This is a genomic window from Mesorhizobium sp. B4-1-4 (assembly GCF_006439395.2).
GTDB lineage: Bacteria > Pseudomonadota > Alphaproteobacteria > Rhizobiales > Rhizobiaceae > Mesorhizobium.
Window position 1 is genome coordinate 3,187,910 of the sequence record NZ_CP083950.1, and the last position, 21,257, is coordinate 3,209,166.

General features: G+C 63.8%; 16 protein-coding genes. 1 reads left to right on the forward strand and 15 read right to left on the reverse strand.

Going from position 1 to position 21,257, the window contains the following annotated elements; translation table 11 throughout:
- Positions 1-22 precede the first annotated feature (22 nt).
- The 8 genes from FJW03_RS15320 to cyoA form a co-directional block, all read right to left on the reverse strand.
- Positions 23-1,297, reverse strand: a complete 1,275-nt coding sequence (locus FJW03_RS15320; RefSeq protein WP_140766270.1) for a DUF763 domain-containing protein — start codon at positions 1,295-1,297, stop codon at positions 23-25.
- Between the two features lie 134 nt (positions 1,298-1,431).
- On the reverse strand, positions 1,432-1,968 hold the full coding sequence (locus tag FJW03_RS15325; protein WP_181173317.1) for a response regulator transcription factor: 537 nt from the start codon (positions 1,966-1,968) through the stop codon (positions 1,432-1,434).
- Positions 1,958-3,310: an ATP-binding protein gene (locus FJW03_RS15330; RefSeq protein WP_140766247.1), complete on the reverse strand. Its 1,353-nt coding sequence runs from the start codon at positions 3,308-3,310 to the stop codon at positions 1,958-1,960. Before FJW03_RS15330 ends, FJW03_RS15325 begins: the two co-directional genes overlap by 11 nt.
- Complete coding sequence (locus FJW03_RS15335) at positions 3,307-4,128, reverse strand: SURF1 family protein (protein WP_140766248.1); 822 nt, start codon at positions 4,126-4,128, stop codon at positions 3,307-3,309. The genes FJW03_RS15330 and FJW03_RS15335 overlap by 4 nt, the downstream gene beginning before the upstream one ends.
- Positions 4,125-4,502 carry a cytochrome o ubiquinol oxidase subunit IV gene (gene cyoD / locus FJW03_RS15340; protein ID WP_140766249.1) on the reverse strand — a complete coding sequence of 126 codons (378 nt, stop codon included), beginning with the start codon at positions 4,500-4,502 and terminating at the stop codon, positions 4,125-4,127. Before cyoD ends, FJW03_RS15335 begins: the two co-directional genes overlap by 4 nt.
- Positions 4,499-5,125, reverse strand: a complete 627-nt coding sequence (gene cyoC / locus FJW03_RS15345; RefSeq protein WP_140766250.1) for a cytochrome o ubiquinol oxidase subunit III — start codon at positions 5,123-5,125, stop codon at positions 4,499-4,501. Before cyoC ends, cyoD begins: the two co-directional genes overlap by 4 nt.
- Before the next feature lie 2 nt (positions 5,126-5,127).
- The gene (gene cyoB / locus FJW03_RS15350) at positions 5,128-7,131 is read right to left on the reverse strand and encodes a cytochrome o ubiquinol oxidase subunit I (RefSeq protein ID WP_140766251.1); all 2,004 of its coding nucleotides are present in this window, start codon (positions 7,129-7,131) and stop codon (positions 5,128-5,130) included.
- Between the two features lie 10 nt (positions 7,132-7,141).
- Positions 7,142-8,323: a ubiquinol oxidase subunit II gene (gene cyoA, locus FJW03_RS15355; protein ID WP_140766252.1), complete on the reverse strand. Its 1,182-nt coding sequence runs from the start codon at positions 8,321-8,323 to the stop codon at positions 7,142-7,144.
- A gap of 199 nt (positions 8,324-8,522) precedes the next feature.
- On the opposite strand from cyoA, the gene FJW03_RS15360 reads away from it, so the two are divergent.
- A complete protein-coding gene (locus FJW03_RS15360; RefSeq protein WP_140766253.1) occupies positions 8,523-9,845 on the forward strand; it encodes an MFS transporter in 1,323 nt (440 codons plus the stop codon).
- A 30-nt stretch (positions 9,846-9,875) separates the two neighbouring features.
- On the opposite strand, the gene fghA is transcribed toward FJW03_RS15360, so the two are convergent.
- The 7 genes from fghA to FJW03_RS15395 form a co-directional block, all read right to left on the reverse strand.
- The gene (fghA, locus tag FJW03_RS15365; protein ID WP_140766271.1) at positions 9,876-10,718 is read right to left on the reverse strand and encodes an S-formylglutathione hydrolase; all 843 of its coding nucleotides are present in this window, start codon (positions 10,716-10,718) and stop codon (positions 9,876-9,878) included.
- Between the two features lie 171 nt (positions 10,719-10,889).
- The gene (locus tag FJW03_RS15370) at positions 10,890-12,419 is read right to left on the reverse strand and encodes an ABC transporter permease (RefSeq protein ID WP_210240609.1); all 1,530 of its coding nucleotides are present in this window, start codon (positions 12,417-12,419) and stop codon (positions 10,890-10,892) included.
- On the reverse strand, positions 12,416-13,450 hold the full coding sequence (locus FJW03_RS15375; protein WP_140766273.1) for a quaternary amine ABC transporter ATP-binding protein: 1,035 nt from the start codon (positions 13,448-13,450) through the stop codon (positions 12,416-12,418). Before FJW03_RS15375 ends, FJW03_RS15370 begins: the two co-directional genes overlap by 4 nt.
- 97 nt (positions 13,451-13,547) lie before the next feature.
- The gene (locus FJW03_RS15380; RefSeq protein WP_181165668.1) at positions 13,548-14,513 is read right to left on the reverse strand and encodes a glycine betaine ABC transporter substrate-binding protein; all 966 of its coding nucleotides are present in this window, start codon (positions 14,511-14,513) and stop codon (positions 13,548-13,550) included.
- A 243-nt stretch (positions 14,514-14,756) separates the two neighbouring features.
- Positions 14,757-16,319 carry a trimethylamine methyltransferase family protein gene (locus tag FJW03_RS15385; RefSeq protein ID WP_140766254.1) on the reverse strand — a complete coding sequence of 521 codons (1,563 nt, stop codon included), beginning with the start codon at positions 16,317-16,319 and terminating at the stop codon, positions 14,757-14,759.
- A 14-nt stretch (positions 16,320-16,333) separates the two neighbouring features.
- Entirely contained in the window at positions 16,334-18,799 is a 2,466-nt protein-coding gene (locus tag FJW03_RS15390) for a GcvT family protein (protein WP_140766255.1), read from the reverse strand.
- The gene (locus tag FJW03_RS15395) at positions 18,796-21,252 is read right to left on the reverse strand and encodes a GcvT family protein (protein WP_140766256.1); all 2,457 of its coding nucleotides are present in this window, start codon (positions 21,250-21,252) and stop codon (positions 18,796-18,798) included. Before FJW03_RS15395 ends, FJW03_RS15390 begins: the two co-directional genes overlap by 4 nt.
- Positions 21,253-21,257: the final 5 nt, after the last annotated feature.

Consider the following 21,257-nt stretch of genomic DNA (forward strand, 5'->3'; position numbering starts at 1 on the left):
CCCGAACGCGATGCGTCCGCCGCTACTTCCCTGTCATGCCCTTCTTGTCCCGCTCGGCGGGCGCATTATCCGGCGCCGGCTCCCAGCCAAAGACACTGCGGCCGCCAAGCAGATGCGACTGGTCGAATTCGCCGGCGACAATCTCCTTCAGGCTGGGGCCGGTGACATACCGCTCGACCTGCCGCGACTGATCGTCGAGCCGCCTCAGAGCGCCGATTTCCTCTTCGCGACCAAGCTTGGCCTTCTGCACGGCCGACTTCAGCACACCGATCGTCTCGTCATAGACCTTGAGAGGAACAGGAAACGGGTGCCTGTCCTTGCCGCCATGCGCGAGCGAGAAACGGCCGGGATCGGAAAAACGGCACGGCGCGCCATGCACCACCTCGGCCACGAGCGCCAATGCGCGCACCGTACGCGCGCCCACACCGGGCACCAGCAGAAGCTCGGAAAAATCCGCCGGGCCGCGTTCGGCCGCCGCCGCCATGTTTCCATGCAGGCGGCGCATGACGACATCGCTTTCGCGAACATCATGGTGAGCCGGCATGACCAGATGCGGCAGCAGCGGCTGCTCCGGAGCCGCTGCGGTGCCGGAATCCAGCGCAGCGAACTCCCGCAAGATACGGTCCGGCCCGAGGTCCTGCAGCAGGTCCAGTTGGCCTTGGCGCGAGGCCTCGGCACGGCGGTCGGTCAGGTTGACGATTTCGCCCTGGTTGGCGCCCTCGATGGCGGCGTGAGGCTGATCGACAAAATTCTTCAAGCCTTCCGATAGCCAATGGTAGCGTCGTGCCACCTTGCTGTCGCCGTTCATGCCTTGCTGCACCACCACCCAGTCGCCGTCATCGGTGACGATGAAGCCGTGCAGATAGAGATCGAAACCATCCTGGACCGCGGCGCTGTCCACCTTGGCGACAAGCCGGCTGACGGTGGCCAGGCGCGCGCCGTCGAAGCCGATGCGCTCGCCAATGGCGGCAAGCTCGTGCGGGGTCTTGCGCGAATGCACGCCACGGCCGCCGCAGACGTGGATGCCGAGTTCGCCAGACAGCGGCGTGAGGCCGCGTTTCAAGGCGCCGACAACGCTGGTCGTGATGCCGGACGAGTGCCAGTCCATGCCCATGACGGCGCCGAAGGACTGGAACCAGAACGGATGCGCCAGCCGCCGCAGCAATTCGTTGCGGCCATAGTGATGGATGATCGCCTCGCACATCACGGCGCCAAGACGCGTCATGCGGTCGCCCAGCCATTTCGGCACACGTCCGCCATGAAGTGGAAGATCAGCACTGCCCGATCGTTGCGCCACGCCTCTTGCCCGTTCCGGTGTCTGTCCCGACAGATAAGTATCCCAGGCCGCAGAGGGAAGCATTGAGTGCTCGCGTCTCAAGTGGTCGATGGGCCAAAACGGTTTTCGGCCGGTCCGCTGGCACAACGTTCCGGCTATCTCACCACGCGTTTCTCGAGCTTGCGGGCCAAAGTGCGCCGGTGCAGGCCAAGCCGGCGCGCCGTTTCGGAGATGTTGAAACCGGTCTCGACGAGCGTTTCGTGGATGCGCTCCCATTCGAGGTTCTTGATCGAGGTGGGACGACTGCTCAGCGAAACCGAAACGTCGCCTTCGGCCCGGCCGAAGGCGGCTTCGATGTCATCGGTGTTGGCGGGCTTCGCCAGGTAATGGCATGCGCCAAGCTTGATCGCCTCGACCGCGGTGGCGATGCTGGCGAAGCCGGTCAGCACGACGATCCTCATCGAAGCATCACGGGCGCTCAGGAGCTTGACGCATTCCAGCCCGGAGCCGCCGGCCCCAAGCTTGAGATCGACAACGGCGTAGGCTGGAACAGCCGTTTCGAGGGCCCGAGCCAGGTCTTCCCTGCCATGGCAGACCATCACGTCGTAGTCGCGCTTTTCGAAGGAGCGCTTCAGCGTTTTCGCGAAGGTCGCGTCGTCCTCGACGATAAACAGGGATCGATCAGCCTTCATGATCATCTCCATCGGTCAGCGCCGCAAGCGGCAGCGAAAGGGTGACACAAGCCCCCTGCTCCATGTTGCGCGCCGAAAAGTCGCCTCCCAGCTTTCGAACAACATTCACCACCAGGAAAAGACCGAGGCCGCCGCCGGGCCGTCCCTTGCTCGACATATAGGGCTGGCCGAGCGCGGCCAGAATACCCTCATCGAAACCGGGCCCGCGGTCGCGCACGGCAATCACCAGTTTCTCGCCCTGCCGCTCGGCGGTGACGCCGACCCAATCCTGCGATGCCTCCTGGGCGTTGTCGAACACGTTGAAGATGACCTGCTTCAGCGCCGTGTCGGACACGATCTTCTCGTCGGGTTCGAAATCGTTCCTGTAATCCAGATTGAGCGGCTGGCGGCTGACACGCCATTCCTGGACAAGATCGTCGAGGAAATGACGGATGCTGGTGCGGATCGTGCCCTCGCCCCGGGCCTGCCCCGAAGACATGAGGATGCCCGACACGATGCTTTTGCAGCGCTCGATCTGCGCCTGCATTTCGGCCATGTCGCCAGCCAGCTCGCGGTTGCGGGTGACGCTCCGCATCTGGCGCCAGTCGGACAGGATGACGGAGATGGTCGAAAGCGGCGTGCCCAGTTCATGCGCGGCACCCGAGGCCAGCAAGCCCATGCGCACGATGTGGTCCTCCTCGGCCGAGCGCTGGCGCAGATCGGCGAGATAGGCATCGCGCTCACGCAAATTGCGGTTGATGCGCGTCATGAAGATCACGATCAGTCCCGCCGCCAGCACGAAGCAGATGAACATGCCGCGTATATGCAGGGCCAACAGGTCGCTGCCGCCGTGATGCGGGATCGCGATCGGCTGGAACTGGAAGATGAGGAAGACGAAGCAGGCGGAGGCGGCCACCACCAGGATCCAGGTGGACCACGGTGTCAGCAACGCGGCGCCGAGGGTGATCTGCAGCAGGTAGAGCGATACGAAGGGATTCGAGGCACCGCCGCTCAGATAAAGCTGGGTCGTCAATGCCGCCATGTCGAAGATCAGCGCGACGAACAGCTGCGCGTTGCTGATCGGCCGCCGGCCGCGCAAGCCAAGGAGGCTGAAGATGTTCAGCCCGATCAGGAAAAGCACGACGCCGGCCATCTCCGGCAACGGCAGCGGGATGGCGAACCAGTATTCCGTCACCAAAATGGTGAGCACCTGGCCCGCCACCGCCAACCAGCGCAGCTGGATGAGCAGGAAAAGATTCTTCCTGTTCGCCGCGTCGGGATTGGCGACCGCGCCACCCTTGCCGACAGGGGACGCCGCCGCGAAGGACTTGTCGTTGCGAAGTGCTTGTGTCGGGATGCTCATCTTGCCGGTCCTTGCCGCCGGCGGCGTCCGAATATCGGCGCGGCCAAGGCTGCCGCGAGCATCGCAGCGAGCGTGAACCAGGTCAAAGCATAGACCAAATGGCTGTTGCGGAAATTCACGACGGTCAAACCGCCGCGCGGCCAGCCATCCGTGCCGGACGCTCCCACATCGACAAAATAGGGCGCGACGTCAGTCAGGCCGCGCGCGGTCGCGATGGCGGCAACGTCCCGCGAGTACCAGCGATTGTCCGCGACGTCGTTCTTGCGCAGGAAGCCGCCGCCGGGCTCGCTTATGCGCAACAGCCCGTCAATGACGACCGGCGCGGTGAAGCCATCACCGCTCTCCCGCTCGAACTCGGCCTTGCGCTCCACGGGCACGAAACCGCGGTTGACCAGCACGACGAAGCCGCGGTCGGTTCGCATCGGCGTCAGCACCCAGTATCCGCCGCCAAGCTCCGTCACCGCCTGCACCAGCGTGCTGGCGCCGCCCAGAAAGCGTCCGGCCAGTCGCACATGGCTGTATTCGGACCCGACCGCGGTCAAGCCGTTCCAACCGACTGGGCCAGGCGCATCGACGACGGGAGCATGGATACGTTGATCGACGCGGGCGATCAGATCGAGTTTCCAGACGCGCCTTTCCAGCTGCCAAATGCCAAGCCCGACAAACACCAGCACACCGAGGATCCCGAGCAGCAGGAGGAAAAGACGCGACGCGGGCGATCTGCCCGCGTCCTTGCGGGGCGCGGTGCGCAGACGGATGCCAGCTTGGCCGTCCCGTGCCTCGATAGTGGTCCTCCCCGCGCCCGGCGGCGGGCTCATGGCATCTCGCGCATGTCGTGAAGCCCCGGCATCATGTTGGCGTTGAGGTGGTACATCACCCAGAGCGAGCCTGTCAGTACGATGACGACCAGGATCAGCGTGAAGATCAGCGCCAGCATCGACCATCCGCCTTCCGAGGCGGTGTTCATATGCAGGAAGAAGACCATGTGGACCACGATCTGCACCGCCGCGAAAGCCATGACGACGATGGCCGTGGCCTGCTTGTTATCGATGGCGCCGGTCATGACCAGCCAGAACGGGATGGCGGTGAGGATCACCGACAGGACGAAACCGGTCAGGTAGGTTTTCAGCGTTCCGTGCGCGGCGCCGCCATGCGCGTGGCCGTGATCGGCGGCGTGATCGTGAGCGTTCATCGCAACATCCCCATCAGATAGACGAAGGTGAAGACGCCGATCCAGACGACGTCGAGGAAGTGCCAGAACATCGAGAGGCACGTCAGGCGGCGGCGGTTCGCCTCGATGAGGCCAAATCTCGCGACCTGTACCATCAGCGTCACCAGCCAGATCGTGCCGAAGGTGACATGCAGGCCGTGCGTTCCCACCAGGGTGAAGAAGGACGACAGGAAGGCGCTGCGCTGCGGCGTGGCACCCTCATGGATCATGTGGGCGAATTCGTAGAGCTCGATCGACAGGAAGGCCAGGCCGAACAGGCCGGTGACGGCGAGCCAGGCCTGTGTCGCGGCCACGCGACCCTTGTCCATGGTCAGCATGGCAAAGCCATAGGTGATCGAGGAGAAGAGCAGCATGGCGGTGTTGACCGCCACCAGATCGAGATCGAACAGGTCCTTGGGCGCGGGACCGGCCGCGTAGTTGCCGCCGAGCACGCCATAGGCGGCGAACAGCATCGCGAAGACGAGGCAGTCGCTCATCAGGTACAGCCAGAAGCCAAGCATGGTGCTGCTGCCTTCGGCATGCGCATGCTCTTCTTCCAGATGAAAGACCGATTCGGTGCCGGCCGTGATTGTCCTCGATAGCATGCTCAAACCCTGGACTGAGCGGCGAGAAGCGTCGTCCTCGCCTCTTCCGTTTGTGTGACCTCGGCCGCCGGAATGTTGAAGTCGCGGTGATAGTTGAAGGTGTGGCCGATCGCTGTGGCGATCAGACAGACGAAGCTCAGCGCCGCCAGCCACCAGATGTACCAGATCATGCCGAAGCCAAGCGCGACGCTGAAGGCCGCCAGGATGATGCCGGTGCCGGTGTTATCAGGCATATGGATCGGCCTGAAGCCGGAAAGCGGGCGCCGATAGCCGGCCTTCTTCATGTCCCACCAGGCGTCATTGTCGCGGATGACCGGCGTGAAGGCGAAATTGTAGGCCGGCGGCGGCGAGGAGGTGGACCATTCGAGCGTGCGACCGCCCCACGGATCGCCGGTGACATCGACGAGTTCGGCACGCCTGCGGATGGAGACGAAGATCTGGATCAGGAAAGCGGCGATGCCGAAGGCGATCAGCACCGCGCCGAAGGCGGCGATCACAAACCATATCTGCAGCGAAGGGTCGTCGAAGACGCGCATGCGGCGCGTCACGCCCATCAGGCCCAGGATGTAAAGCGGCATGAAGGCGAACCAGAAGCCGACCACCCAGCACCAGAACGAGACCTTGCCCCATAACGGATCGAGCTTGAATCCGAAGGCCTTGGGCCACCAGTAGGCAATGCCGGCGAAAAGGCCGAACAGCACGCCGCCGATGATGACGTTGTGGAAGTGCGCGATCAGGAACAGGCTGTTGTGCAGCACGAAATCCGCCGGCGGCACCGCCAGCAGCACGCCGGTCATGCCGCCGACGACGAAGGTGAGCATGAAGGCCACCGTCCACATCATCGGCAGTTCGAAGCGGATGCGGCCACGATACATGGTGAACAGCCAATTGAAGATCTTCGCCCCGGTCGGGATCGAGATGATCATCGTGGTGATGCCGAAGAAGGAATTGACGCTGGCGCCGGAGCCCATGGTGAAGAAGTGATGCAGCCAGACGAGATACGACAGGATGGTGATGACCACCGTGGCGTAGACCATCGAGGTGTAGCCGAACAGGCGCTTGCCGGAGAAGGTCGAGGTGACCTCGGAAAAGACGCCGAACAGCGGCAGGATGAGGATGTAGACTTCCGGGTGACCCCATATCCAGATGAGGTTCACATACATCATCGGGTTGCCGCCGAAGTCGTTGGTGAAGAAGTTGGTGCCGACATAGCGGTCGAGCGACAGCATCGCGAGCACCGCCGTCAGCACCGGGAAGGACGCCACGATCAGCACGTTGGTGCAAAGCGACGTCCAGGTGAAGATAGGCATGCGCATCATCGTCATGCCGGGCGCGCGCATCTTGATGATCGTGCAGATCAGGTTGATGCCCGACAGCGTCGTGCCTACGCCCGCCACCTGCAGCGCCCAGATGTAATAGTCGACGCCGACGTCAGGACTGTAGCCGATGCCGGAGAGCGGCGGATAGGCGAGCCAGCCGGTGCGGGCGAATTCACCGACGAACAGCGACGCCATGACCAGGATGGCGCCGCCGACCGTCATCCAGAAGCTGAAATTGTTGAGGAAGGGGAAGGAGACGTCACGCGCGCCGATCTGCAGCGGCACGACGAAGTTCATCAAGCCGGTGACGAAGGGCATCGCCACGAAGAAGATCATGATCACGCCATGGGCGGTGAAGATCTGGTCGTAGTGATGCGAATTGAGATAGCCCTCGGAGCCGTTGAAGGCGATGGCCTGCTGGAGCCGCATCATGATGGCGTCCGAGAAGCCGCGCAGCAGCATGATCAGGCCGAGCACCATGTACATGATGCCGATCTTCTTGTGGTCGACGCTGGTGAACCACTCGCGCCAGAGATAGCCCCACAGCTTGAAATAGGTGATCGCGCCGAGAAGGGCGATGCCGCCGAGCGCGACCGCGACGAAGGTGGCGACGACGATCGGCTCGTGCAGGGGCAGCGATTCCCAGGTGAGACGGCCGAAGATGAACTTGGTCAAAGAGTCGGGCATCGGCTATCTCTCACAATTCGTGCCGCAACAGGCCGAGCGGCGGCGTACCCGCTTCGGCGCGGCGGCTCTCGGTCCCGGGGCGCAGCAGCCCCGCCCCGCGTAGTGGGGAAAGATCCTTCGCCGGCCAGTTTGTCGGCGTGGCATCGCCGGCGGCGCGCGCCGCCGCGGCAGCCTCCTCCGCCGTACAGATGCTGGCGACATAGGACGGATCGTTGCCGAATATCGCGCCGCGCCGGGCGAGCTTGTCGTATTGCAGCGGCAGCGTGTTGCGGACGCCCGCGAGACCAAGGCCACCCTTGGCATCGATGGACATCATCTCGTTCATGCACATCTTGCCGCGCTCGACGCACAAATTGAGGATGGCGCCATAAAGGTCGGGATCGACGGAAGCGTAGTGGCGGACCGGTTCGTTCTCGCTCGGCTTTTCGAGTTCGAGATAGCTGTCGCGGTTGAGCGCCGCCGACGCGGTCCTGGTCTGCGCCACCCATTGGTCGAAAGCCTGGTCGGACAGACCGTGGAAGGCGAAACGCATCCCCGAAAAACCGGCGCCGCTGTAGTTGGCCGAGAAGCCGCTATAGGTGCCCGGCTGGTTGATGACGGCGTGCAGCTTCGTCTCCATGCCGGGCATGGCATAGATCTGTCCGGCAAGTGCCGGAATATAGAAGGAATTCATCACCGCCGACGAGGTGATGCGGAAATCGATCGGCTGGTTGACCGGCGCCGCCAGCTCGTTGACGGAGGCGATGCCGTAGTCCGGATAGATGAAGAGCCATTTCCAGTCGAGCGCCACGACCTCGACCTTGAGCGGCTTGTGGTTTTGTGTGACCGGCTGGCCGGACCCGATCCGGTCGATCCGGCGGTATGGATCGAGCAGGTGCGTGCCAAGCCAGGTGAGTGCGCCAAGGCATATGATGATGAGCAGGGGGGCGGCCCAGATCACCAGTTCCAGTTTCGTCGAATGATCCCAGTCCGGCGTGTAGGTCGCCGACGCGTTGGATTGCCGGTAGCGCCAAGCGAAAAAGACAGTCAGAGCCATGACCGGTACGATGATGACCAGCATCAGCAGGGTCGAGACCACGAGCAGGTCGCGCTGCTGGGCCGCGACGTCGCCCGCGGGCGCCAGCACGACCAGATCGCAGCCGCTCAACAGCCCGGCCACGGGAAACAGAAGCAAGGCTCCAAATCGTTTCATCAAACGCTGCCCTCGATGGACCGCGGCAACACTCACGTTGCAATGCGGTATCGATCAAAGGGCTACTGCTGGCGGCCGCGCGGTGACATTGGACAATTTGTCCAATGCCCAGCCGGGGTGGCTTTGGCACAGTGTGCAGCACAATAGGATCCGGGAATTAGGTCCCAGACACCTCATTCCACTCAGTGGCGACGGACAAATGGCTCAGACTTCGAGTGCCGAACCGAACAGCGGGCTGATCGGCTCGGATCATGGCCAGGTCAGCGCGGGCGATATCGCGGTCGGCGTGATCGTGGGCAGGACGTCGGAATTCTTCGACTTCTTCGTCTATGCGATCGCCTCCGTCATCGTATTTCCCAAGCTTATGTTTCCGGCTCACGATCCGCTCGTCGGCACGCTCTACTCCTTCTGCATCTTCGCGCTGGCCTTCGTCGCGCGCCCATTCGGCTCCGTGCTGTTCATGGCGGTCGATCGCGCCCATGGCCGCGGCGCGAAACTGACGATCGCGCTGTTCCTGCTCGGCACGTCGACCGTCGCCATCGCGTTTCTGCCTGGCTATGGCGACATAGGTGCTGTCGCCGTCTGGCTGCTGGCGCTGGCCCGCATCGGGCAGGGGCTGGCGCTTGGCGGTACATGGGACGGGCTGCCCTCGCTGCTGGCGCTGAACGCGCCGCGGAACCGGCGCGGCTTCTATGCCATGATCCCGCAACTGGGCGCGCCGATCGGTCTCATCGTGGCGAGTTCCCTTTTCGCCTTTTTCGTCGCCAATCTGTCGGCCGACGACTTCTTCTCGTGGGGCTGGCGCTATCCCTTCTTCGTCGCCTTCGCCATCAATGTCGTGGCTCTGTTCGCCAGGCTGCGTATCGTCGTCACACCCGAATTCGCAAGATTGTACGAGAGCGGGGATCTGCAGCCGACCCGGATCAGGGACACGATCAGGGCCGAAGGCCGCAACGTCGTCGTGGGCGCCTTCGCACCCCTGGCGAGTTTCGCCCTGTTCCACATGGTGACGGTGTTTCCGCTCTCCTGGGTGTTCCTGTTCACCAATGAGGGACCGGCGCGTTTCCTGGTGATCGAGGCGGTGGGCGCATTGTTCGGCATTGCGGCCATCGTCGCATCGGGGCCGCTGGCCGACCGCGTCGGACGCCGCGCGCTGCTCGGCGGCTCGGCGATCGCGATCGCGACATTCAGCGGTTTTGCCCCGCAGCTCCTCGATGGCGGTACCATCGGCGAGGCCCTGTTCATGGTGCTGGGTTTCATCCTCCTGGGGCTGAGTTTCGGGCAATCGTCCGGCGTCGTCGCATCGAGCTTTTCCCGGCGGTATCGCTATACCGGCTCGGCGATAACCTCTGATCTGGCATGGATGTTTGGCGCCGGCTTCGCGCCGCTCGCAGCCCTGCTGCTGGCCGGCAATTTCGGCCTCATCGCCGCCGGTGCTTATTTGCTCTCGGGCGCGGGCTGCACATTGCTTGCCCTGTGGATCGACGGGCGGCGCCCAGTCGCGGACCGTCGGACCGACTGACCAGGCACGACGACGGACGTTGGCCCCGGATCAGAGTCTTTGGGCGTGCCACTTCAGATGGTCGTCCATGAACGTCGAAATGAAGAAATACGAGTGATCATAGCCGTCCTGCATGCGCAATGTCAGGGGAATGCCGGCCTTGGCGCAGGCTGCTTCCAGGAGCCACGGTCTCAGCCCATCATTGAGAAATCCGTCCGACTTCCCTTGATCGACGAGGAACTCCGGGAAGCGGTGACCGTCCTCGATGAGCGAGGTGGCATCGCAGTTCCGCCATAACGCCTCGTCCGCGCCGAGATATTTCTCGAAGGCCGGCCTCGACCAGCCGGCGGTGCTTGGCTGCACGATCGGCGCAAACGCCGAGCAGCTCTTGAAGCGCTCGGGATTTTTTAGCGCGATCGTCAGCGAGCCATGCCCACCCATCGAGTGGCCAAAGATCGCCTGGCGCGTCATGTCGGCCGGAAATTCCTGCGCGATCAATGCCGGCAGTTCCTCGGTGACATAGGAATACATGCGATAGTTCCTGGCGTAGGGCGCTTGGGTCGCATCGACGTAGAAGCTGGCGCCGCTGCCGAACTGCCAATTCTCCTTCTCGTCGGGGATATCGGCGCCGCGGGGGCTGGTGTCGGGACAGACGACGATCAGGCCAAGCTCTGCGGCCATCCGCCTGTACTCGCCCTTGTCCATTACATTGGCATGGGTGCAGGTCAGGCCGGAGAGGTACCATACGACCGGACAAGGTTTTTCACGGGCCTGCGGCGGCACGAAAACGGCAAAAATCATGTCGCAGGAGCAGGCATCGGAAGCGTGGGAATAGACGCCCTGCACGCCGCCATGCGACCTGGCAGAGGAGATGGTCTTCATCCGGTCCGACATGTGGTTCTTCTCCGCCTTTGGATTGTTCACGGGCGCCTGTCTAAGGCATTGACCCGGATCACGGCAAGGCTGGTGGATTGGACCATGGCCGGCGGCGCGAGCATTTTTTAGTGCCGCCGGTGTTGCGATCTTGCATGTCCTGAAGTAGCCGCAACGCGAGGGGGCCGGAGGCTACCGGCTGGGCCTTCCCTGCACGATCCGATCGATGATCATGGCGCAGAGCAAAATCGCGAAACCCGCCAGCAGCCCCTGCCCCACCGCCGCATATTGAAGGGCGTTCAAGACGTCCTCGCCGAGTCCCTTGGCACCGATCAGCGAGGCGATGACGACCATGGACAGGCACATCAATATGGTCTGGTTGATGCCAGCCATGATCGAGGGCATCGCAAGCGGCAGGTCCACCCGCGTCAGCAGAAACCACCTTGTGGCGCCATAGGCTTGCGCGGCTTCGCGGACGGCCGGCGGCACACCTTGCAGGCCAAGCGCCGTCAAACGCACCACGGGCGGCGTGCCGAAGATCAAGGTGGCGATCACGCCGGGGGGTTTGCCGATGCCAAACAAAGCGATCACGGGGATGAGATAGACGAAGGCGGGCATGGTCTGCATGAAGTCCAGCACCGGCCGCAATGCCGTGTAGACACGCGGCCTGCGCCCACACCAGATGCCGAGCGGAATGCCGATGGCCAGGCAAAGGACCGCGGCAGTGCCCAGCAAGGCCACTGTTTCAAGGCTTTTTTCCCAGAAGCCGAGCACGGCGAGATAGGCCAGTGCGGCTGCGGTGAAGATGGCGACGCGCGGCCCCGCCAATTGCCAGGCAAGGACGAGGATGATCGCCATCGTCACCGGCCAGGGCATTCCCGTCAGCGCATAGGCCAGGCCGTCGAGAACCAGGGATATCGCCCCCGTGACCACGCCGAACACGCCTTCTCCGCTATGCGATATCGCCGCCATCAAGCCATCCAGTCCGGAGGACAGGGCGGCCTGCCAGTCATGATTGGACGGCGCGACGGTGAGCCAGGCGGCCGGTGCCGCGACGGCGAAGCGATAGACGGAAAGCCCGTAGGCCAGGAGACAGAAGACGAGCGCTCCCGTGGCGAGCGGATAATCGAGCCCGTGCCGCAGCGTGGGCTGCGAGCGCCATCGCGCGAACCGCCGCTCAAGCATCCTGTTGGCGAGAAACCCGGTGATGAGCTTGGCAACAAGCAGCGTGAGGAGACCCGCTCCGATCAGCAGCGGCACTTTCGCCCTCGCCGTTTCGACCTGCTGCCGGGCGGCGCTCGCGGCCTTCTCCAAGGCCGCTGCGGACGATTTCAGGCCTTCGGCATTGTCGGCTCCCGCCGCCGTCGCGGCTTTCGCCTGCTCGGCGCGTGCTTCGGCCTGCTTGGTGAGCCGTTCGGCCCGTGCCATCTCCGCTCCGCCCAGATTACCAGCCGCGCCAACGCCGATCTGAACCACCGCCAGCATCTCGAGGAAGAAGGCGATCCAGAACAGCACCATTGTGCCACGGGCGGCCGCCCACACCGGACCCAGCAGCGCCGCCGCGACGTTGAACGGCCAGACGGCATTTCGCGCGTCCCTGATGCGGGCGAACATGTCGACGTAATAGGCCGAATTCTGGACCACGAAATCCCGGACAAGACCTTCTTCCGACGACCGGTCGTGCCCGACCATCGGCTTGGCTACCGGATCATGAGCGTTCACGGTCGTGCGCCCTTTCTCAAACCCTCGAGGAGAGCTTGCCTGTCGACGATGCCGACAATCCCGCCGCCATCGGTTACCGCCAGTGGAGCGGCATCCTGGGCGGCGAGTTCGACAAGCTCGGCCAGCGGCTGCTGCGAGGCGACCTTGCGCAACCGATCGATATCCAGCATTGAGCGATCCCGTGCCCTGAAGCTCTCGACGGGTTCCATGATGCGCCGCGCGGTGATGACCGTCAGGCGCGAAATGTCGGCGACGAACTTTGCCACGTATTCGTGCTTCGGCGCGGTGACGATCTCCTCGGGCGTGTCGATCTGGATGATGACACCATCCTTCATGATCGCGATGCGGTCGCCGATGCGGATCGCCTCGTCGAGATCATGCGTGATGAAGACGACCGTCTTGCCTATCGATCGTGACAGGGCGAGGAATTCGTCTTGAAGCTGCCGCCTTATCAGCGGGTCAAGCGCGCTGAACGGCTCGTCCATCAAGAGAATCGCCGAATCCGCGGCCAGCGCCCGAGCCAGCCCGACGCGCTGCTGCATGCCGCCCGAAAGCTCATGGCAATAGCGATCGCCCCAGCCGGACAGGTTGACCTTGGCGAGCGCCGCCTCGGCGACGTCGAAGCGACGCTGCTTGCTTGCCGCCTGGATTTCCAGCGGCAGGGCGACATTGTCGCGAACCGTCCGGTGTGGAAGCAGGCCGAAGCTTTGAAACACCATGCCGATCTTGCGGGACCGCAGCGCCCTGAGTTCGGACGGCGTCTTGGCCATGATGTCCTCGCCGTCGACGAAAATCTTGCCGGCCGACGGTTCGAGAAGACGGTTGATATGGCGGATCAGCGTCGATTTCCCGCTGCCCGAAAGCCCCATGACGCAGAAGATCTCCCCCGGCGCGACCGAGACGCTGACGTCGGCCACGCCGACCACGCAGCCGAAGCGCTTGACCACCTCGTCCTTGTCGAGGTGCTCGCGCAGGATGGCCGTCATCGCCTCCGGCGCCCGGGCGCCGAAGACTTTCCAGACGTCGTTCATGACAATGGCGGCGGGACCGGCGGCGGCGTCCACGTCTATCGATCCCGCCTGGCGGCCAACAGGTGGTGAAGGCAGCCAACCGTGCGCCGAGCGACCGTCAGTGGCCGAACCACTTCGCCACGTCCTGAGGATGGGCCTTGATCCATTCCTTGGCCACATCGTCCGCCGGTTTCTTGTCGACGATGATTGAATACGCCCATTTGCTGATGTCGTCCGGGTTGAAGGCGATGCGCTCCAGCGCCGCGGTCAGGTCCGGCTGGCGTTGCGCAAGCGAGGCAGCATAAGCAACGTGCACGGTTGTGTCAGCATAGGCGGATGAGACTTTCGACTTTTCAAACCATTGCGGGTCGTCATTGGGCTGCACGACGACAAATTTCGCCGGATCGTTTTTCGGCTCGGTCAGGAAGGCGAGCTTATAGCGGGCGAAATTCTGGTGCGGGCTGTAGCAATAGCCGACCCATGGCTTGTCGGCCTTGGCGGCGCGGTCGAGCGAAGCCGCCGCCACCGCTTCATCGGTTACCTGAAGGTCGAAGAAATCGGCAAAACCGTAGTCGCGCGCCCGAACCTTCTCGATGTTGGTCGATTGCCAGCCTGATGCGCCGATCCAGATTTCACCCTTGCCGTCACCATTGGTGTCGAAAAGCTTGGCATTGTCCGGGTTCGCGAGATCCGAAACATCCTTGATACCATATTTGTCGACGGTGACCTGGGTGACGCAATAGCCCTGCTTGGCCTCGTAGCCATTTTGCGCAAGCTTCACGGTGCCGGCGCCCTTCACATATTTGTCGACGAGGCCCTGCTGGTTCGGCAGCCAGACGTCCGGCCAGATATCCACCTCGCCCTTGTTGCGGCTCATCGCTTCCCAGATCACCGGGACGGCGGTGGTGGTCACCGTCGAAACCTCCAGCCCCAACTCCTGTTGGGCGGCGTCCTTGATGACGTTCATGACCGCTGTCGCGGTGGCGTAGTTCGGATCAGGCATCGTCACGTCCGCGGCGAGCGCCGAAGACACCGGCATCAGCAACAGAGCGCCGAATGCCGTTTCGAGTAGGTAGCGTTTCATGATGTTCCCCATTGCGCTGATTTCGTTCAGTCTATCCATCAGGTTAGCGGAACGCGCGGCCAATCCATCCCAAAATTCCTCGCATTAGGAAAAACGATGAGCCGCATAAGGTCACCCCCTCGCAGCCGCATGCTCCAGACCGAATGGCACCAGATCAGGATGACGTTTCGCCATCCTGATCTGTCTCTTCGCCAGAGCATGATCTTTCCCGAAAACCGGTTCCCACTTTTTGGGGATCATGCTCTAGAAATACGCCTGATCCGGCTCGCTGGCCTTGCGCGCGGCAATGAAGGCTTGCAGGGCCTCGTCGACGGCTGGATCGAGGCCGGGATCCTGATACTCATCGAGCAGCCGTTTCCATTGCCGGTTGGCGCGCTGGGCCGCGTCCAGCCGCCCATCTTCGTTCCACTGTTCGAAGGAGTTGTTGTCGCTGCTGGTGGACCGGTAGAAAGCCGACAGGAAGTTGGACTGCGTGTGCGCGCTGCCGAGAAAATGCGATCCCGGTCCGACCGCTTCGATCGCCTCCATCGCCTGTGCGTTGGCCGATAAATCGATGCCCTCGAACAGGCTGGCGACCTTGCCGCAAAGATCGGCGTCGATGACCGTCTTCTCGAAGCCTGTGACCAGTCCGCCCTCCAGCCAGCCGGTAGCGTGGTTGATCACATTGGCGCCGGCAAACATCGACATCAGAATCCCCCAGGTCGCTTCCTGTTCGGCCTGGGCGTCGGGAAGCTTGGATGCCGACAGTGAGCCGACAGTGTGGAACGGCACGCCGACACGGCGCGCCAGTTGCCCGCACGCCAGCACCATCTTGCCTGCTTCCGGCGTGCCGAAGGTCGGCGCACCGCTCTGCATCGAGATGGTGCTGGCAAAGCTTCCCATCAGGCAGGGCGCTCCCGGGTTGATCAGTTGCACAAGGCTGAGACTGGCGAGCGCTTCCGCCAGCACCTGCGCCAGCGTGCCGGCGACCGTGCACGGGCTCATCGCGCCAGCCAGAGTCCAGGGCGTGCAGGCTACCGGCTGGTTGTTGCGGGCATAGACCTTCAGCGAGCCGGACATGTTGGCGTCGAGCACCAGCGGCGCATTGGTGTTGGACACGTTGTAGAGCACGGCGTTGTTGGCGACGAACTCTTCGCCGAACACGATCTTGGCCATGTCGACGGCGTCCTGTGCCCGCTTCGAACCGATGAAGGCGCCCATGAACGGCCGGTCGGAATGGCGGATATGCGTGTAGAGCATATCGAGGTGGCGCTTGTTGGCCGGCAGATCGACAGGCTCGCAAACCACGCCGCCCGAATGATGCAGATGCGGGATCATCTGGTGGATCTTTACCAGGTCGCGAAAATCGCCGATCGTGGCATAGCGACGACCACGATCGAGGTCGTGGACGAAGGGCGGTCCCCAGGACGGGCACAGCACGGTATTGTCACCGCCGATCATCACCGTGTTGGCGGGGTTGCGGGCATGCTGCCTGAATTGGGAAGGTGCCGTGGCGCGGATGATCTTGCGGCACATGCCCGGTTCGAAGCGTACCCTCGTGCCCTGCACGTCGGCGCCCGCCTCACGGAAGATGTCGAGGATTTCCGGGTCGTCATGGAACTCCATGCCGATCTCCTTGAGCAGCCGGTCGGCATTCGCCTCGATCAGGCTCAGCCCTTCCTCGTCGAGGATGTTGAAGGTGCCGATCCGGCGGCTGATGTAGGGACGGCGCGGTGCCTGCTGCGCCATGCGCTGGCCCTGCCTTCCAGCCCTGCCCCCGGTTCGCGGTGCGTGAGCTTCGGTGGTGATTGTCGCGTCCGTGTTCATCTTTTTCTCCGACATCAGGCAAGCGTGAAGGCAACGGGTTGCGCGGCATGGACGCCACGCGGGCGCAGATTGCCAGGATCGTGGGGGGCTTCGCGGAGTTCCCGCGCAGCCAGTTCTTTTCCGAGGATCGAAACGCTCAGCCCTTCGGCAGAGACACCAGGGCGCAGATAGGCAAGGGCAATGGTCTTGCCAGTGCGGAAGCCGTGGGCGCCGGAGGTGACGATCCCAACCGGCCGGCCCGCCTGCAACACCGCATGGGCGTAGAAAGGCAGCCTTTCGGTGTCATCATCGATCTCGAGAAGCACCATTGTCCAGGCGCTATCGCCGACGCGTGCAAGCATGGCCTCGCGGCCGATGAAATCCCGCCCCTCGGTTTTGACCAGGGCATCCAACCCCGCTTCCAGCGGTGTCCGCTCCGTCGTCAGGTCGGCACCCCAGGCACGATAGCCTTTCTCCAGCCGCATCGCGTTCAGGGCGTGGATGCCGAACGGGCGCAGGTCGAAACGCCGGCCAGCCCTGGTGACCGCATCGTAGAGCTTGCCGAATTGCGCCAGCTGGACGTGAAGCTCCCATCCCAGTTCGCCGGCATAGGACACTCTGAGCGCCGCCGCCTTGATGCCGGCGACCCGGATGATCTGCGCGGAAAACCAGGGAAATCCCGCGTTGGACAGATCGGCCTCGCTCACCGTTTCGAGCAGATCGCGGGCGCGGGGGCCCATGATGGCGAGCACGCCGCGCCTTTCGGTGACATTGTCGATTGTTACATTCGCAAAGGCCGAGGCGCGGGAGCGCAGCAGGTCCTCGTCATGCCGCTCCGCCACAGCGGCGCTGGTCAGGTAGAACCAGTCATCACCGAGGCGGGTCACCGTGAATTCCGACGCGACGCCGCCCTTTGCCGTCAGCACATGAACGAGGCCGATGCGGCCCTGGCGTGTTGGCGGACGATTGGCGCCAAGCGAGGCCATGAACGCGCTCGCCCCGGGGCCGCCAACTTCGAACTTGGAAAAGGCGGACAGATCGATGGCGCCGACACCATCGCGCACGGCGAGACATTCACCGCGCGCCGCTTCAAACCAGCCGGGCCGGCGAAAGGTCAGCGGCGGATTGCGATCGACCCCGCCGATGGCAAACCAGTTCGGCCGTTCCCAGCCATAGGCGGCGCCCAGCACCGCACCCTGGCTTTTCTGGAGGTCGAGCGCCGGCGTGGTGCGGCGCGGACGCCCGGCTTCGCGCTCTTCATAGGGATAGTGGATGCCGAACTGCAGGCCGAACCCTTCGACCGCCCTGTCGATGCGATAATCCCGATCGGCATAGTTGCCGAACCTGCGTGGATCGATGGCAAGCGCATCGCTTGGTGGCGTACCATCGACGATCCAGTCGGCGAGGAAGCGGCCGGCGCCCCCGCCTTCCATCACTCCCATGCTCGAGCCGGTCAGCAACCAGGCGTTATCAAGGCCGAATGCTGGACCGATCAGCGGGTTGGCATCCGGGGTGAAGGTGATGGGCCCGTTGACCACCGTCTTGATGCCGGCATTGGCGAGTGCCGGGACGCGCTCCATAGCCAGCGCGATGATGTGCTCGACGCGGTCCAGGTCCGGCGGCAGCAACTCCATGCCGAATTCGGGCGGCACCCCATCGATTGCCCAGGGCTGGGCTGACTTTTCATAAGGGCCGACGATATAGCCGTCGCGTTCCTGACGTAGATACCAGCTTTCTTCCGGATCGCGGATGATCGGCAATTCCTTGGCGCCGGCGGCGATACGCTCGGCAATCTCGGAAACGGTGTCGGTCACGACGTACTGGTGCAGCATCGGCACGACCGGCAGGTCGAGACCCATCATCGCGCCGATCTCGCGGCACCAGGTGCCGGCGGCATTCACCACATGCTCGGCGACAATGTCGCCCTGCGTCGTGCGGACGAGCCACTCGCCGGATGCCTTGCGTTCGATCGCCAGAACGGGATTGTGGCGGACGATCTCGGCGCCGCGCGAGCGCGCGCCGGCCGCCATTGCGTTGGTCGCCAGTGTCGGGTCGACATGGCCGTCATTGGGCTCGTAGATCGCCCCGATAATGCCGTCGGTCAGGCAAAGCGGATAGATCTGCTTGAGTTCTTCCGGGCTCAGGATGTGGAAACCATGGCCCACGAACCGGCCGAGCCCCTGCACATGGCGGAATTCGTCCATGCGATCCCGGGAGCGGGTGATGCGCAGCGCGCCGCTGGCATGGAAGCCTGTCGGCAGCCCGGTCTCGGCGGTCAGGATTTCCCGATAGAGCCGCACCGAATGCGCGCGCATCTCCATGATCGTCGCATTGTGGGCGAAATGCGTGCAAAGGCCGGCGGCATGCCAGGTGGAACCGGCGGTCAGCTCATGCTTCTCGACGAGGACGACGTCGCTCCAGCCGCGCTTGGCCAAGTGGTAGAGCAGGGAAACGCCCATGGCTCCACCACCGATAATGACGACACGGGCATGCTGCCTCATGAAACTGTCTCCTCGCAGCCGCGCATCCGCGCTCCAGTTGGGTCATAGGGCGGTTTGTCGAGCGCCCTCAGCGTATGGCGCGTGCCGGCCACCGCGATCTCGTAATTGGAAGCCTGTAGCTGTGCTTTCGTCTCGCCCGGCTCGCAGGCGACATAGCCAAGACAAAGGCTCAGGCCGGTTCGCGAACCAAGACCGCCCGACGTGGTCAGGCCGGCAAGTTTGCCGTCTCGATAGATCGGCTCATCATGAAGCAGAAGCGGATTGGCGCCGTCGACCGCGAAATGCACAAGCCGACGCCGGACGCCCTCGGATTTCTGCGCCAGCAGCACGTCGCGGCCGATGAAATCATTCTTCTTCCAGGAGACCGCGAAGGACAGGCCAGCCTCCAGCGGCGTGTCCTTCGGCCCGATATCGTGCCCCCAATGGCGATATCCCTTTTCCAGGCGGCAGCCATCCAGCGCATAATGGCCGCAGAAGACGAGGCCGTGGGCGCTGCCCGCCGCGGCTATCGTGGCGAGCAGGCTTTGCGCGCATTCGACCGGCACATAGAGCTCGAAGCCGAGTTCGCCGACGAAGCTGACGCGGGTGGCCCGGACACTGACCATGCCGATGTCGATGCGGCGCGAGGTCGAGAACAGGAAAGCGGCGTCGGAAAGATCGGCGTCGGTCAAGCTTTGAAGCAGGTCGCGGGATCGCGGCCCCATGACGCCGAGCACGGCTTCCGAAGACGTCGCGTCGAAGACCGAGACGTCGAGGCCAAGATCCTGCGCGTGGCGCCTGATCCAGGCAAGATCCTTCTGCCTTGTCGCCGCACCGGAGATCACGCGGAACGCGTGGTCGCCGTCGCGGGTCACGGTCACGTCGGCCTCGATGCCGCCCCGAGCATTGAGCATCTGCGTATAGACGGCCCGGCCTTCGGCGACATCGACGTCATTGGCGCAAAGCCTCTGCACCAACGTCGCTGCGTCGCGGCCAACGATATCGAGCTTGGTGAAAGGGGAGAGCTCGAACAGGCCGACGCCCTGGGCCATGCGGCCGGCTTCCGCTTTCGCAGCACCCCACCATGGCTGCGCGCCGACCGAATAGCGGACCGCTCGCGCAGCCTCGTCCCGGCCGAACCAGAGCGGCCGCTCCCACCCTGTCGGCGCACCGAAAACAGCGCCGGCAGCCGCGAAAGTCTGGTGAAAGGCAGAACACCTGACGTCGCGCCCCGCACTCGCCTGCTTGTAGGGCCAGTGCATACGGAACAGATCGGCGACCGCCTCCTCCATCCTGGCGCCGACAAAGGACCTTGACGCGGCGGACCGGTCGAAGCGGGCAATGTCGAGCGCCCACAGGTCAAGCCCTGGCTCGCCGTCGACGATCCATTCGGCCATCGCCTTGCCGGCGCCGGCCGAAGACATCATGCCGGTGGAATTGAAGCCGGCAGCGACATGGAAGCCGCGCAGGTAGGGCGACTCCCCCATCAACGGCCGCGTATCAGGCGTGAAGCTCTCGGGACCGTTCATGAAGTGCCTGATGCCGGCTTGCGACAGCGCCGGCAGAAGTTTAAGTCCGGCCGACATGAACGGCTCGAACTGCTCCCAGTCCTCCGGCAGTTCGAGGAATGGCCTATCGCCAGCCGGTCCGCGAACGTCGAAGATCTTGGCGTTCGGTTCGAACCCACCCAGAACCAGCTTGCCGGAATCGCCCTTGATGTAGATACCCTCGTCGAGATCGCGCACGATAGGAAACGGATCCTGCAGGCCCGCAATCGGCTCCGTCACCACATACATGTGCTCGACGGCCTGCAGCGGCACCGGGACACCGGCAAGAGCGCCGATGTCGCGCGCCCAGGCGCCGGCGCAGTTCACCACCGTCGCGCAGTCGATGGTGGCGCCGGACGCCAGCTTGACGCCGGCGACCCTGCCGTTCTTCGTCACGAAGCCAGTGCAGACGGCCCCTTCCAGGATGCGGACGCCTGCGGCGCGTGCGCCCTTGGCATAGGCCGCGCAGATGTCGACCGGATTGGCCTGCCCATCCTCCTCGACCCACAGGGCGCCCTCGATGCCGTCCGGGACGATGCCCCGCACGCGGCCGGCAACGCCAGCGCTGTCGATCATCTCGACCGTCAGGCCACAGACATCGCCGATATGCGCGATACGCTTCAGCTCGTCCAGTCGCTCCGGCCTGCGCGCCAGCCACAGGCCGCCGGTCCGCCGATAGCCGGAGGCCTGGCCGGTCCGCTCCTCCAGGCGTGGAAACAGTTCGGTCGCATATTGCGCAAGCCTTGTCAGATTGAGGCTGGCGCGCAGCGGACCGACGATGCCGGCGGCATGCCAGGATGTGCCGCTGGTCAGTTGGTGACGCTCCAGCAGAACGACGTCGGTCACCCCGAGTTCGGCGAGATGATAGGCTATGCCGAGGCCAATGACGCCGCCGCCAATGATCACGATGCGTGCGCTGTCATTCACCGGGC